The 14,356-nt window shown below is 69.6% G+C and carries 11 protein-coding genes; 8 read left to right on the top strand and 3 right to left on the bottom strand.

Annotated elements, in window-relative coordinates; translation table 11 throughout:
• Positions 1 to 125: 125 nt before the first annotated feature.
• From odhB to ACTIGN_RS29255, 7 genes are all read left to right on the top strand, one after another.
• The gene (odhB, locus tag ACTIGN_RS29285) at positions 126 to 1,364 is read left to right on the top strand and encodes a 2-oxoglutarate dehydrogenase complex dihydrolipoyllysine-residue succinyltransferase (protein WP_439630590.1); all 1,239 of its coding nucleotides are present in this window, start codon (positions 126 to 128) and stop codon (positions 1,362 to 1,364) included.
• 121 nt (positions 1,365 to 1,485) lie between these two features.
• A complete protein-coding gene (gene lpdA / locus ACTIGN_RS29280; RefSeq protein WP_439630588.1) occupies positions 1,486 to 2,901 on the top strand; it encodes a dihydrolipoyl dehydrogenase in 1,416 nt (471 codons plus the stop codon).
• Positions 2,902 to 2,918: 17 nt separating this feature from the next.
• Positions 2,919 to 3,593 carry a hypothetical protein gene (locus ACTIGN_RS29275; protein ID WP_439630587.1) on the top strand — a complete coding sequence of 225 codons (675 nt, stop codon included), beginning with the start codon at positions 2,919 to 2,921 and terminating at the stop codon, positions 3,591 to 3,593.
• A 108-nt stretch (positions 3,594 to 3,701) separates the two neighbouring features.
• A complete protein-coding gene (locus ACTIGN_RS29270) occupies positions 3,702 to 5,066 on the top strand; it encodes a DUF1501 domain-containing protein (RefSeq protein WP_439630585.1) in 1,365 nt (454 codons plus the stop codon).
• A 158-nt stretch (positions 5,067 to 5,224) separates the two neighbouring features.
• On the top strand, positions 5,225 to 6,346 hold the full coding sequence (locus ACTIGN_RS29265) for a mandelate racemase/muconate lactonizing enzyme family protein (protein WP_439630583.1): 1,122 nt from the start codon (positions 5,225 to 5,227) through the stop codon (positions 6,344 to 6,346).
• A gap of 222 nt (positions 6,347 to 6,568) precedes the next feature.
• A complete protein-coding gene (locus ACTIGN_RS29260) occupies positions 6,569 to 7,438 on the top strand; it encodes a creatininase family protein (protein WP_439630581.1) in 870 nt (289 codons plus the stop codon).
• A gap of 127 nt (positions 7,439 to 7,565) precedes the next feature.
• On the top strand, positions 7,566 to 8,681 hold the full coding sequence (locus tag ACTIGN_RS29255; RefSeq protein ID WP_439630580.1) for a mandelate racemase/muconate lactonizing enzyme family protein: 1,116 nt from the start codon (positions 7,566 to 7,568) through the stop codon (positions 8,679 to 8,681).
• Between the two features lie 552 nt (positions 8,682 to 9,233).
• On the opposite strand, the gene ACTIGN_RS29250 is transcribed toward ACTIGN_RS29255, so the two are convergent.
• The 3 genes from ACTIGN_RS29250 to ACTIGN_RS29240 form a co-directional block, all read right to left on the bottom strand.
• Positions 9,234 to 10,670 (bottom strand): neutral/alkaline non-lysosomal ceramidase N-terminal domain-containing protein, encoded by a 1,437-nt coding sequence (locus ACTIGN_RS29250; protein ID WP_439630578.1) that lies wholly within the window; start codon positions 10,668 to 10,670, stop codon positions 9,234 to 9,236.
• On the bottom strand, positions 10,667 to 11,890 hold the full coding sequence (locus ACTIGN_RS29245; protein ID WP_439630576.1) for an MFS transporter: 1,224 nt from the start codon (positions 11,888 to 11,890) through the stop codon (positions 10,667 to 10,669). The genes ACTIGN_RS29250 and ACTIGN_RS29245 overlap by 4 nt, the downstream gene beginning before the upstream one ends.
• A 299-nt stretch (positions 11,891 to 12,189) precedes the next feature.
• Positions 12,190 to 13,107: a dihydrodipicolinate synthase family protein gene (locus ACTIGN_RS29240; RefSeq protein WP_439630574.1), complete on the bottom strand. Its 918-nt coding sequence runs from the start codon at positions 13,105 to 13,107 to the stop codon at positions 12,190 to 12,192.
• Between the two features lie 177 nt (positions 13,108 to 13,284).
• Between ACTIGN_RS29240 and trpA the strand changes: the two genes are divergently transcribed.
• Positions 13,285 to 14,076: a tryptophan synthase subunit alpha gene (gene trpA / locus ACTIGN_RS29235; RefSeq protein ID WP_439630572.1), complete on the top strand. Its 792-nt coding sequence runs from the start codon at positions 13,285 to 13,287 to the stop codon at positions 14,074 to 14,076.
• Positions 14,077 to 14,356 lie beyond the last annotated feature (280 nt).

The raw sequence follows: 14,356 nt of genomic DNA, 5'->3' as shown, positions 1-14,356 counted from the left end.
GGGGGGGCGGCCCGGGGGGGGCCCCCCACAATGCTGGTCCCTTATTTGGTTTGTCGGGGCCGCCCTCCGTGGCGGCCCGCGTGGGGCGAACGGGTCAACAGAACGAGCCAAAACGGGAGCGACCGATGCCGCTGGAAGAAGTCGTGGTGCCGCGGGCCGGCGAGTCGATCAGCGAGGGGACGCTGAACCGCTGGATGAAGCCCGACGGCGCGTTCGTGAAGGTGGACGAGCCGCTGTTCGAACTGGGCACCGACAAGGCCACGCAGGAGGTCGCGGCGACCGCCGCCGGGGTGCTGAAGATCCTCGTCGCCGAGGGGGAGACGGTGCAGGTCGGCGCGGTCGTCGCGAGGATCGACACCGACGCGAAGGCCCCCGCCAACGGTGCCGCGCCGGCGAAGGCGGCCCCCGCGAAGGCCGAGGCAAGTGCTCCGGTCGCTGACGCTCCCGGCCCGCCGAAGAAGGCCGAGGCGGTCGCCTCACCGGCCGCGAGCCGCGTGCTGGCCGAGGCCGGCCTCAAGCCCGGCGACGTGACCGGCACCGGCCCCGGCGGCCGCATCCTGAAGGAAGACGCGGTCGCCGCGAGTTCCGCCAAGGCTGGTGGCAACGGCAAGGCGGCCGAGCCCGCACCGGCGGCGAAGCCGGCCCCCGCGGTCCCGGCCGGCCCGCGGTCGTCGCGCCGCGAGCCGATGACGCAGGTCCGCAAGCGGATCGCGGCCCGGCTCCTCGAGTCGCAGACCACGACGGCCACGCTGACGACGTTCAACGAGGCCGACATGACGGCCATTCAGGAGCTGCGTGCGAAGTACAACGAGAGGTTCGAGAAGAAGCACGGCGCGAAGCTCGGGTTCATGTCGGTGTTCGTGAAGGCCGCGGTCGAGGCGCTCAAGGCGTTCCCGCTCGTGAACGCCAGGATCGACGGCGCCGACATCGTCCACCAGGACTTCTACGACGTCGGCGTCGCCGTCAGCACCGACAAGGGGCTGATGGTGCCGATCGTGCGCGACGCCGACAAGCTCGGGTTCGCCGACATCGAGAAGAAGATCGGCGAACTGGCGAAGAAGGCCCGCGACGGGAAGATCGCGTTCACCGACCTCGAGGGCGGCACGTTCACGATCACCAACGGCGGGCTGTTCGGGTCGATGATGAGCACGCCGATCCTGAACCCCCCGCAGGTCGCGATCCTCGGGATGCACAGCATCATGAAGCGGGCCGTGGTGGTGAACGACCAGATCGTGGTCCGCCCGATGATGTACCTCGCACTCAGCTACGACCACCGCCTCATCGACGGCCGCGACGCCGTGCAGTTCCTGGTGCGGATCAAGGAGTGCGTCGAGAACCCCGAGCGGATGCTGCTCGAAGTGTAGGAGCTGTCAGCGATCAGTTGTCAGCTATCAGCAAAACTAAAGATCAGACTATCGGTGCAGTTCGTCAGCAAAGTTCTTTGGCTGATAGCTGACGGCTGATAGCTGACAGCACGGAGTCAAGATGGCTGAGCAGTACGACCTCGTTGTCATCGGCGGCGGGCCGGGCGGGTACGCCGCGGCGATCCGGGCGGCGCAGCTCAAGCTCAAGGTCGCGTGCGTCGAGAAGCGCCCGAACAAGGCGCTCGGCGGGACGTGCCTGAACGTCGGGTGCATCCCCAGCAAGGCGCTGCTCGACTCCAGCGAGATGTACGAGACGACGCTCCACAAGCTCGGCCGCCACGGCATCAAGGTCGGCAGCGTCGCGCTCGACCTCGACGCGATGCTGAAGCGCAAGGACAAGGTCGTCTCCGACCTCACCGGCGGCGTCGCCGGGCTGTTCAAGAAGTACAAGGTCACGCCGGTCTACGGCACCGGGAAGCTGCTCGGTGGCGGCAAGGTCGAAGTCACGGCCGCCGACGGCAGCAAGTCGGTGCTTGAGGCGAAGAACATCCTGCTGGCGACGGGCAGCGAGAGCGTCGAGCTGCCGTTCATGAAGTACGACGGCAAGTTCATCGGCAGCTCGACCGACGCGCTGAACTACAACCCGGTGCCGAAGCACCTCATCGTCGTCGGCGGCGGGTACATCGGCCTGGAACTCGCGTCGGTGTGGAAGCGGCTCGGCGCGAAGGTGACGGTGCTCGAGTTCCTGCCCCGCATCCTCACCATCGCCGACGGCGAGGTGTCCGCCGAGGTGCAGAAGATCCTCACCAGGCAGGGGCTGGAGTTCCACCTCGAAACGAAGGTGACCGGCGCAACCGTGAAGGGCGACCAGGTGACCGTGACGGCCCAGTCGAAGGACGGGAAGGCGCTCAGCTTCACCGGCGACCGCGTGCTCGTGGCCGTCGGCCGCCGACCGTACACTGCGGGGCTCGGCCTCGAAGCCGCCGGCGTGAAGTTCGACGCGAAGAGCGGCCGCGTCGAGGTCGATTCGCACTTCAAGACCAGCGCCGCGGGCGTGTACGCGATCGGCGACCTGATCGCCGGCCCGATGCTCGCGCACAAGGCGACCGAGGAGGGCATCGTGTTCGCCGAGCAACTCGGCGGGATGAAGCCGCACATCAACTACGACGCGATCCCGAGTGTGATCTACATTTGGCCCGAGGTGTCGAGCGTCGGGCTGACCGAGGAGCAGTTGAAGGAGAAGGGCGTCGAGTACCGCGTCGGCAAGTTCAAGTTCATCGCGTCGGGCCGCGCGAAGGCGATGGACGAGACCGACGGCTGGGTAAAGGTGCTGGCCGACGCGAAGACCGACCGCGTGCTGGGCGTTCACATCCTGGGGCCGCGGGCGTCGGACCTGATCGCCGAGTGCGTGACGATCATGGAGTACAAGGGCAGCGCCGAGGACATCGCCCGCTGCACCCACTCGCACCCGACGCTGAGCGAGGCGCTCGGCGAGGCCGCCCGCATGGCCTGGACCGGCGTGCCGATCAACTCGTGACCGGCGAACCGCGATTCATGGCAAACGAGGACTGGCTGGGTTGGTACGAACCCGGCCCCTTGATTTACTACCTACGCAGTAAACAACACGTTCACAAGAAAGCCGCCGGGCGGCGTAAACTCCGTCTCCTCGCAGTGGCGATCTGCCGCACCGTTGAACGGCACTTCGTTGGCGATGCGCGGTCGGTCGGCCGGATTGAACTGGTCGAACGGCTCGCGGACAAGCTCGTTCGCGCCGGCGAAGTCACCCAACTCCACAGCTCGACGCCGTGGATGCCCACCGCGGACGTGAACGAGTTGGCACGACGTGCCACGATTGCAGCGTGCGACCCGATTGCCGAGAACGCCGTCGGCTTTTGCGGAGACTTTGCGGCCCACATATCGCGACTGGAGACGAAAGGGGACGCCGAGTTCGCCTCGCAGAAAGCGCAGAGGGTACAAGCCGCGCTCGTCCGCTGCATCTTCGGCAACCCGTTCCGGCCCGTAGTGCTCGATCCCGAGTGGCGCACGTCCACGGTGGTGCAACTCGCGCAGGGCATCTACGACGACCGTGCCTTCGACCGCCTGCCGATCCTCGCGGACGCACTTCAAGACGCGGGGTGCGACAACGCCGACGTGCTGACCCACTGCCGCGACACCGGCCCGCACGCCCGCGGGTGCTGGGTCGTGGATTTGGTGCTGGGAAAGGCGTGACCGCGTCTGGTAGGGTATGGTTCCCGCTCGCCGCGAACCCCACCCGCCGGTCTGGTGCCGCCGATGCCCTCCCCCCTTCCCCTGCCCGCTCCCCTGTCGCGTCGGGAAATGCTCGCGCGCTGCGGCACCGGCCTCGGCACGGTCGGCCTCGCCGGCGTGCTCGCGGAGGCGGGCGACGCCCCCAGGGTCGTCGACCCGCTCGCGGTGAAGGCCCCGCACTTCCCCGCGAAGGCGAAGCACGTCGTCCACCTGTTCATGAACGGCGGCCCGTCGCACGTCGACACGTTCGACCCGAAGCCGCTCCTCGACAAGTACCACGGCAAGCCGATCCCGAGCGGCAACCTCCGCACCGAGCGGAAGACCGGCGCGGCCATGCGGTCGCCGTTCGCGTTCCAGAAGTACGGGCGGTCCGGGATCGAGGTCAGCGAGCTGTTCGCCCGCACCGCGGCGCACATCGACGACATCTGCGTCGTCCGCAGCGTCCACGCCGACGTGCCGAACCACGAGCCGTCGCTGCTGCTCATGAACTGCGGCGAGGCGCGGCAGCCCCGGCCGAGCCTCGGGAGCTGGGTCACCTACGGGCTCGGGAGCGAGAGCCGGAACCTGCCCGGGTTCGTGGTGATGTGCCCCGGCGGCTACCCGATCGTCACCACGCAGAACTGGCGGTCGGCGTTCCTCCCGGGGGTCCACCAGGGGACGTACATCGACAGCCAGCACACGCGGGTCGAGCAGCTCGTCGCCCACATCCGCAACGCCGACCTCGGCCCGGACCGCCAGCGCGAGCAACTCGACCTCGTCGCGGCGCTCAACGACAAGCACCTCCGCGACCGCGCCGGCGACCCGCAACTCGAGGCCCGCATCCGCACGTTCGAGCTGGCGTTCCGCATGCAGTCCGAGGCGGCCGACGTGTTCGACCTCACGCGCGAGACGAAGAAGGTCCGCGAGATGTACGGCGAGACGGTCCACGGGCGGCAACTGCTCATCGCCCGGCGGCTCATCGAGCGCGGCGTGCGGGTGGTTCAGTTGTGGAGCGGGGCCGGGCAGCCGTGGGACAACCACGACAACATCTCCGCCAGCCACAAGGCGCTCGCGGGCCAGTGGGACCGGCCCATCGCCGCGTTCCTGAGCGACCTGAAGCAGCGCGGCCTGTTCGACGAGACGCTCGTGCAGTGGGGCGGCGAGTTCGGCCGCACCCCGGTCGCCGAACTGCCGGCGCTCAACGGCCGCGACCACAACCACTACGGGTTCACCTGCTGGTTCGCGGGCGGCGGGGTGAAGGGCGGCACGGTCGTCGGCGCGACCGACGAGTTCGGGTTCGCCGCGGTCGAGAACAAGGTCCACGTCCACGACCTGCACGCGACCATGCTCCACCTACTCGGGTTCGACCACGAGAAGCTGACGTTCCGCTACGCCGGCCGCGACTTCCGCCTCACCGACGTCCACGGCCGCGTCGTGAAAGAAATGATCGCGTGACAAGCGACCGGATGCGGACGACGCGGATGAACGACGGGATCGAAAGCCGATCGGACACAATCCGGTTCTTGTCCGATCCTCTTCATCCTGCCTTTCGTCCGCGTCATCCGCGTCCCATCGCTTCGGCTTTTGTCTGACCGGCCCCAGAGACCCCCGCAATGAAGATCACCCAGGTCGTCTGCCAGATCCTCCGCATCCCGAACGTGGCGGCGAAGACCGCGAGCAGCCAGGACTCGGTCCTGGTCCGGGTCCGCACCGACGACGGCCTCGAAGGGGTCGGCGAGGCCGACTCGTCGCCCGAGGTGGTGAAGGCCATCGTGGACGCGCCGTTCAGCCACAACATCGCGTGCGGGCTGCGGCAGTTGCTCGTCGGCGAGAACCCGCTCGAGCACGAGCGGCTGTGGGCCAAGATGTACCGCCGCACGATGTACTTCGGCCGCACGGCCGTCGGCATTACGGCGATGGCCGCGGTGGACATGGCCCTGTGGGACCTCAAGGGCAAGGCGTTCGGCCAGCCGGTCCACCGGCTCCTCGGCGGCAAGCGGCACGACAGGGTCCGCGGGTACGCCTCGATCCTGTTCGGCCGCGACGGCAAGGAGACGGCCGACATCGCCCGGAAGTGGGTGGCCGCGGGGTACACCGCGGTGAAGTTCGGGTGGGAGCCGATGGGCACGTCGGAGGCGGTGGACATCGACCTCGTGCGGGGCGCCCGCGAGGGGCTCGGCCCGAACAACACCCTGCTCATCGACGCCGGGTGCGTGTACGACGCGCGGACCGCCCTGCGGCGGGCGCAGGCGTTCGCCGAGTTCGCGCCGGAGTGGTTCGAGGAGCCGCTGCGGCAGGACGACGTCGACGGGTACGTGTGGCTCCGCGACCGCTCCCCGGTCCCGATCGCGGCCGGCGAGGGCGAGTGCGGCCGCGAGGCGTTCCGCCCGCTCATCGACCGCCGCGCGCTCGACGTGTACCAGGTGGACCTGTCGCGGTGCGGGTTCACCGACGCCGCGTACGTCCGCTCGCGGGTCGAGGAGATCGGGGCGCGGCTGTGCAACCACTGCTACACCAGCCCGCTGACCGTCGCCGCCAGCATCCACTGGCTCAGCACCTGCCGCGACGCGTTCCTGTTCGAGGACTGCGTCGAGGACTCGCCGCTGCGGCACGAGCTGACCCTCGAAAAGGTGCAGTCGGCCGACGGGTGGATGCACGTCCCCGACCGGCCCGGCCTGGGCGTGACGCTCGACGAGAAGTTCGTGCAGAAGTACCTGGTCGCGGAATCGAAATAAAGCAGAGCCGCGGATGGGCACGGATGAAACACGGATCTGATCAGAACCAGAAGCCGCACGATCAAACCCGATGAAGGCACGATCGAGAACGACGTGTGGTGCCTCAAACTCGGTTGTCGGTCTGGATCGTGGCCGATCGGTCTTTGATCGTGCGGCTCGTTCCGTCCTGGTCTCGTCCGTGTTTCATCCGTGCCCATCCGTGGCTCCTCTTCGGAGTTCGTTATGAGTCGCGCGAAGACCGAGTATCGTTACGAAAAACTCACCTGGCCCGAGATCAACGACGCGGTCGATCTGGGGAAGGTGTGCATCGTGCCGTGCGGGGCGGTCGAGCAGCACGGCCCGCACCTGCCGCTCGACGTGGACCTCGTGTGCCCGTGCGGGGTGGCCGCCGGGGCCGGCAAGGAGGTGCCCGACAAGCTCCTCGTGCTGCCGGTCGTCGCCTACGGGTACACCGGGCACGTCATGGACTTCCCGGGCACGATCAACCAGGACTTCGAGCACTTCATGCACCACGTGCTCGACATCACGAAGTCGCTCGCGTACCACGGGTTCAAGAAGATCGTCCTGCTGAACGGCCACGGCTCGAACATGCCGAACCTCGACCTCGTCGCCCGCCGCACCAACCTGGAGACCGACGCCGAGTGCAGCGTCGTCGCGTGGTGGAACCTCCTCACCGTGGACAAGAGCTTCCTGCCGTCGTGGCGCGAGAGCAAGTTCCCCGGCGGCTGTGCCCACGCGTGCGAGTTGGAGACGAGCCTGTACATGTACCTCGACGGCGACAACGTGCGCAAGGATCTGATCAAGAACGGCGTGATCAGTTTCAACGAGGACGACAGCCCGTTCTCGTGGGTGGACCTGTTCGGTGCCGGCCCGGCGACGGTCGTCTCGTGGACGAGTAGTTACTCCGACACGGGCGTGCTGGGCGAGGCCGAACTGGCGACGCCCGAGAAGGGCCGCCGGGCCTACGAGGAGGCGGTGAAGCAACTCGTGCGCTACGTGACGTGGTACAAGGACCGGCCCAAGGACGTTCGCAAGGACCGCCACCGCCACCCGCCGACGATGCCGACCCCGTGGGGCCAGCGGCCCTTGTAAAGCCCTTGTTCACCGCGGAGAACGCGGAGAGAGAACGCCAGAGCATACGGGTGGGTTCGTCAACTCGTCTGCGTTCTCTCTCCGCTTCCTCGGCGTTCTCTGCGGTGAATCCTGCATCGGAGCAAGCATGAAGATCGCAGACGTCCGCGTCACGGGCCTGACGGGCGGCACCGTCGAGGGCGGGTGGGCCGAGGAACTCACCCCCGGCGACAACGTCCACACCGTCGTCGAGGTCGTCACCGACGAGGGGCTCGCCGGCGTCGGCGGCGTGTTCACGAGCAGCCACCTCGTCGCCGCCTCGCTCGCGCTCCTGCGGCCGCTCCTGATCGGCGAGCGCGCCGACGAGCCGGCCCGGGTCAGCGAGAAGCTCCGCCAGAACACGTTCTGGCAGGGCCGCGGCGGCAGCGTCGAGCACGCCATCAGCGGCATCGACATCGCCCTGTGGGACCTGTTCGGCAAGCTGATGAACCAGCCCGTCGCGCGGCTCCTCGGCGGCGTCTACCGCACCAAGATCAAGCCCTACGGCTCGCTCCTGTTCGCCGAGCCCGACGCCCTCCGCGAGAAGCTGCGGCACGCGGTCGCACGCGGGTTCAAGGCGATCAAGCTCGGGTGGAAGCCGTTCGGCCGCCGGGACGCGAAGTTCGACGAACTGCTCGTCCGCACGGCCCGCGACGCCGTCGGCCCCGGGGTCGAGTTGATGGTGGACGCGGGCGGCAGCGACGCCTTCTGGCCGCACGGCTACAAGTGGGCGCTCCGCACCTCGCAGATGCTCGCGGCCCACGACGTAGTGTGGTTCGAGGAGCCGCTGCCGCCCGACGACCTCGCCGGGTTCGCGGAACTGCGGCGGCACTCGCCGGTGCCGATCGCGACGGGCGAGGTGCTGACGCGCCGCCAGAGCTTCCGGCCGCTGTTCGAGCAGAAGTGCGTGGACATCGTCCAGCCGGACTGCACGAAGTGCGGCGGGCTGACCGAGGCGTGGCGGGTCGCGTGGGCGGCCTACGAGAGCAACGTGCAGTGGGTGCCGCACGGGTGGAACACCGCGATCGGCCTCGCCGCCGACATCCAACTCGCGTGCGCGATGCCGGTGGCGAAGTACGTCGAGTTCCTCTCGCCGTCGCCGTACATCGACGACCTCATCACGACCCCGTTCTCGCCCGACGCCGACGGCATGCTGACGCTGCCCGACAAGCCCGGCCTCGGCATCGATCTGAACCGCGACGCACTCAAGCGGTACGGGGCGTGATTGAGTTCGGGTGGTGTGCCGCTGGCACGTCCGCCTTTGCGTGTCGCCCCCTCACCCGCCGCTGTCAAAGTCCAGCGGCGACCTCCCCCGAGACCGGGGGCGAGGTGTGGCCCCCGGGCCTCTGATGAGCAACACGGGTCGCACAGATCAGGATGTGCCGGCGCGCCCCACCTCGCCCCCGGTCTCGGGGGAGAGGTCGCGACGAGTCTTCGAGTCGCGGGTGAGGGGGTGCCGCGCGAACTTCTCATCGGCGGCGTCCCACATTGGGCAGTGAGTTCTAACGGAGTTGGCGGGCGAGGAGCGTTGCTCCGAGTTCAACGACGGCCCCAAGTGCTGTGCCGATCAGAGCAACCTGAGCAATGCGTACGAGCCAGGTGATATCGGTCCCCTGGATCACCCAGATGTTCGGGACCCACGTTATCAGGTTACCCAGCACCACCCCGGCACTGGCCCCGACAAGCCCCGACCAGATCACCGGGTAAGTCCGATTGCGTGTTCCGCGCCGTCTCATTACGAAGCTCCCCGAAATGACATCGCCCGGCACAGCCGGCCCTACACCAGCGTGGTAATCTCCCGGCACACGCTCTCGATCAGCACCTCCAGGCTGCCGGGGCTGACGGCGGCGATGACGTCCTGGTAGATGCCGTGGCCGTAGCTCGGCGCGGCGGGGAGGTAGCCGGGTTGCCAGTCGTTCGTGATGGTCGAGACGACCACCGCGAACTGCGGGAAGCGCGTGCGCAGCGCGACCTGGAACTCCTGGTACAGTTCCCCCGGCACGAACACCCACAGTGCGCCGCCGAGGCGCGACACCGACACCGGGAACGGGTAGCCCTTCCCCGCCGGGAGCGCCGCGAGCCGCGTCAGTTGCCGCGTCATCTGCTCGGCACGCGCCCGGCACTCGCTTACTCGGTTCGCGTCGCCGGTAGAGCGAGCGGTCGCCTCGTCGGTCTCCCACCGGGCCAACTCGGCCCGCGTCTCGGCTTCCGTGGGAAGCTCCTTGCGGTACTGCAGCGGCACGGTGAAGTCGCGGGTCTGCCAGCGGCGTGCGGCGGCCTCCTGCTGCGCGTCGAGCGGCTTGTGCTTCCACGTCCCGAGGGTCGCCCCGGACACGACCGGCCCGGCGTACTCGAAGACCGTTCCCGGCTCGGGGAGCGCCTCAAGCCCCGAGAGCGCCGCATAGCCGAGCTGCCGGCCGTTGCGGTCCGCGACGGCGGGGTCGCCGACGAACCCCTCGCGCGGCCCGAGTTGCCCCGACGCGCCCTGGAGGAACAGGCACGGTGCGCCCGTGTGCCGCTCGACTACCTCACGCATCGCGCCCACGTAATCGGGGCTGATGAGCGTGTTCTCCCACGCGAGCGTCGTCGGGTGGCAGGCGTAGTTCACCACCGTGCCGAGCACCTTCCCGCCCGCGACGACCGCCTTCGCGACGAGGACCGTATCGTCGGCCGGACCGCCGGGGTTGAACCCGCACACGAACTGCTTCGCGGCCGCGTCCCAGAAGTCGCGGTGCCGGGCGAGGTCGCACCGGGCCGTGCCGTACACCAGCGTGCCGGGCTCGGCGCGACCGGCGGCCTCGGCCGCGATCCGCCCGCACGTCTCGACGAGTTCGTCGAGGTACGGGGCGATGAGGTCGCCGCCGGGGAGGTGCGAGCGCGACCGCGACATCCACGCCGAGCCGTGCGTGTGCGCCATCGCGACGAGCACCGCGTGCGGCCCGATGCCCAGGGACTCGCCGACCCGCGTGCGGATGCGGTCGAACTCGTCGCGGTCGAGCAGGCAGTGGTCGAGGCCGATCACGACCTGGCGGTGCGTGCGGTCGAGCGATTCGAGCCACAGCGCCGTTGCGGTGAGCGGGCGGTGGACGCCGGTGGCGCGGTCGTGCAGCGCCGCGCCCCACATGCGGTGGTAGATGCCGACCGGCGGCGTGACGTCGGCGCGGCCGAACCCGACCACGCACCGGCTCTGCGGCGTCTCGACGCGGGTCGTCACGTTGCCCCCTCCTCGGTGTCGCCGAACAGCGTCCCCTTCGGGTTCAGCACCGCCCAGCACACCGCGCTGAGCAGGAACATCAGCGCGAACAGCAGCAGCGCCTCGTCCCACCGGCCGCGCTTCCCGAGCCACCCGACCACGGCGGGGAACACGGTCGCCCCGAAGTTCCCGCCCATGTTCATCGTCGCGAACACCGTGGCCACCTGCTTCCCGCCGTAGGAGATGGCGACCGCGTACCCGCTCACCCCGCCGGCGATCCCGCAGAACGACCCGATGCTAATCAGGAGCACCGCGACGTTCGGGTCGGCCACGAAGTACGCGGCGAGCGCAACCGCGGCGCACACGAGCAGCACCGCGAACGCCATCCCCTGGCGGGCGAGCCGCGCGTTGCCGGTGCGGGCCAGCACCCAGTCGGAGAACACGCCGCCGAACAGCCCGCCCAGCGCGCCGGCGAGCGGCGGCCACACGGCGAGCCGGGCCGCGTCCTGCGCGCTGAGCCCACGCGTTTCCTGGAGGAACCGCGCGAACCAGGTGAAGAAGAACACCACCGCCCCGGCCCGGAGGAACTGCTGGGTGAAGAGTAGGATCATCTGCCGGTCGGTGACGAGCCGCGTCCAGTCGATCGCCGCCGCGGGCGACGGCGCGTCCACGGGCGCGGCCGGGGCCGGCCCGTCGGGCCGCGGGACCGCGAGCGCGAACACCACCGCCCACGCCAGCCCCGGGGCCGCGTACAGCAGGAAGATCTGCTGCCACGTCAGCGGGCCGAGCAGTTCGGCGGTCACCTTCGGGCCGATCGCCGCGCCGAGGTTCATGAAGCACGCCAGCATCCCGGACGCGAGCGCCTGCTGGGTCCGCGGGAACGTCGCGCCGATGGCCTTGGTACAGCACGGGAAGATGCCGGCCTGGGCCGAGCCCATCAGGAACCACGCGACGAGCAGTTCAGCGAGCCCACTCGACAGCGTGGCCAGCGCCGTGAACGCCGACCACAGCAGCGCGAACAGGATGAGCGCCGGCTTGCTCCCGAGCCGGTCCGCGACCCACCCCGACGGCAGTTGGAAGATCGCGTACCCCAGGTACCACGCGCCCATCACGAGCCCGAGGTCCTCGGGGGTCAGCCGCAACTCGGCCTCGATCACCTTCGACGGGCCGTTCATCGCCGTCCGCTGGACGTAAGCGATCACGGTGATGCCGCACAGGAACGCGAGCAGGGTGTAGCGCATGTGCGGGTCCGGTGGGCGGGGGGGGACCAGAGGCCAGAGCCTCAGAAGGCCGAGGGCGTGGTTGGAACCATTGGCGGTTGGCGGGCCGCCACGGAGGGCGGCCCCCCAAAAACCAAACCCCAAGGGGCCGGAGGGGCCCCCCGGCCGGGGGGCGCCGCCCCTTTCGGGGGACCCCGGCGGGAAACACGGAGGGCGGCCCCTACAAACCAAACGCGAACGGTCCGGTAGGGACCGCCCTCCGTGGCGGCCCGCCACTTTCGGGGGAACCCGGCAGGAAAACGGCAGAGCGTCCACCGGCCCTAAGGGCGCTCGGCCAGCGCGTGTTGCATCCGCTCGAAGAGCCGGTCCACCTCGTCGGCGGTCTCGGCGTCGAGTTCGTACCCGTAGGGCCGGCGGCGGAGCGCGCTCGGGAACAGGCCGCGCTTCACCATCAGGTGCTTCTCGACCGCCAGGAACCCGTCGAGCCCGGCCTGGAGTTCGAGGGCGACGATCGCGCACAGCGGGAAGTACACGCGGTAGGCCGCGTCCTCGTCGCCGCGCTGGAGCGCCTTCCACACCGCGACCACGCCGTCGAGGAGGTCCATCCCGGGCATCGTCCCGGCGATCCCGCGGCGGAAGCTGTCGATCAGGAAGATGCCGCCGGACCCCTCGAAGATCCACGCGGCCCCGTCGGTCGCGTCGCGGAGGGCCGACAGCGCCGGGCCGTTCGGCGCGCCCTCGGGCTTGAACAGCACCTTGTCCGGGCCGTACCGCTGGAGCAGCTTCACGCACGCACCGACCGGGATGCTCTGCCCGACGTACCCCGACGCATCTTGCACGATAACGGGGATGCCCGTGCCGTCGGCGATCGCGCGGAAGTGGTCGACCAGTTGCGCCTCGCCGAGCCGCGTCGTGAGCGGGGGCACGGCCATAACCGCGGCGCACCCGGCCCTCTCCGCGGCGACCGCGAAGGCGAGCGCCTGCTTCGTGCTCTCGGCCCCGACCGCGGCGAACACCGGCCCGCGGTCCGCGGCGAACTCCACCAGCATCTGGGCGAGCGCCACCCGCTCGTCGCCCGTGAGCCGCAGCGTCTCGGACACCATGCCGGTGCCGATCCCGTCGGCACCGACGCCGAACGCCCAGTCCACGGACCGCTTCAGCGCAACCGGGTCGATCTCGTCGCGGTCGGTGAACGGCGTGTGTGCGACGGCCAGGACGCCCTGGAGGAGGTGGGGCACGGCGGCGCTCCAGTGGCGGGGGGGTGGGACGGCTCGGTGCCGGGCCAGTGTACTCGGAACCGCCGCCGCAGGCACGCACCAACCGGACACCGGCCTCGGCAGGCAGTGTGCTTGGGCGAACCCCGCTCCGTGCCACACGACCGGACACCGGCCCCGGCGGCGCATACAACCCTCTCAATGAACCCGATCGACACCCTCTTCCAGACCCTCCGCGCCGCGAAGCGGAAGGCGTTCATGCCGTTCGTTACCGCCGGCGACCCGGACCTCGCGTTCACCCGCGACCTGATCCCGGCCGTCGCCGAGAGCGGGGCGAACCTCATCGAGGTCGGGTTCCCGTTCTCGGACCCGATCGCCGACGGCCCAGTGATCCAGGCGTCGTACACCCGCGCCCTCGCGCACCAGATCAAACTCGCGGACATCTTCGCCACGCTCGGCAGCGTGAAGCCGGGCATCCCGCTCGTCGCGATGGCGTCGTACTCGCTCATGTTCAAGCGCGGCCCGGGGGCGTTCATCGACGCCGCGAAGGCTGCCGGCCTCAGCGGGGCCGTCGTGCCGGACCTGCCGGTCGAGGAGGCCGAGGACCTGTCGAAGCTCGCCGCCGACCGCGACTTCAAGCTGATCCTGCTCGTGACTCCGACCACGTCGCCCGCACGGGCCGCGAAGGTCGTGAAGGCGTGCAGCGGGTTCGTGTACGTCGTGAGCGTCGTCGGCATCACCGGCGAGCGCGCCAAGGTGTCGGCCGGGGTGCCGGAACTGCTCGCCCGCCTCCGCACGATGACCGACCTGCCGCTGTGCGTCGGGTTCGGCGTGAGCCGCCCGGAGCACGTCCGCGACCTCAAGGAGATCGCCGACGGGGTGATCGTCGGCAGCGCCCTGGTGAAGAAGCTCGAAGCGGCCGGCACCGACCGCGCCGCCGCACTCGCCGGCGTGCGGCAACTGGTGACGGAACTGAGCGGCGCACTGGCTTGAGTACGAGACCGCAGCGCGCGTGGTGAAGTTGCGTTCTTCGGTTTTGGTTTTCAGCCCTGGAAGGGCGGCGGACGGTTGCCAGGGGTGCAGCGAGCGCAGTGAGCAAACCCCTGGTGCGTCGCGTGACACCCGGTGGAGCCCCGGGTGGGCGACGGACGCCGCCCACCCGGGTTGCGCTGTCGCCCCTCCGGGGCTCGCTCATTGTTGGTTATCGCTTTCCAGGGGTTTCGTTCGCTTCGCTCACTCCACCCCTGGCTACCATCCGCCGCCGCATCCGCGG

The sequence above is a fragment of the Gemmata sp. genome, from assembly GCF_051859125.1.
Lineage (GTDB): Bacteria > Planctomycetota > Planctomycetia > Gemmatales > Gemmataceae > Gemmata.
This window is presented reverse-complemented; position numbering and strand designations above follow the sequence as displayed.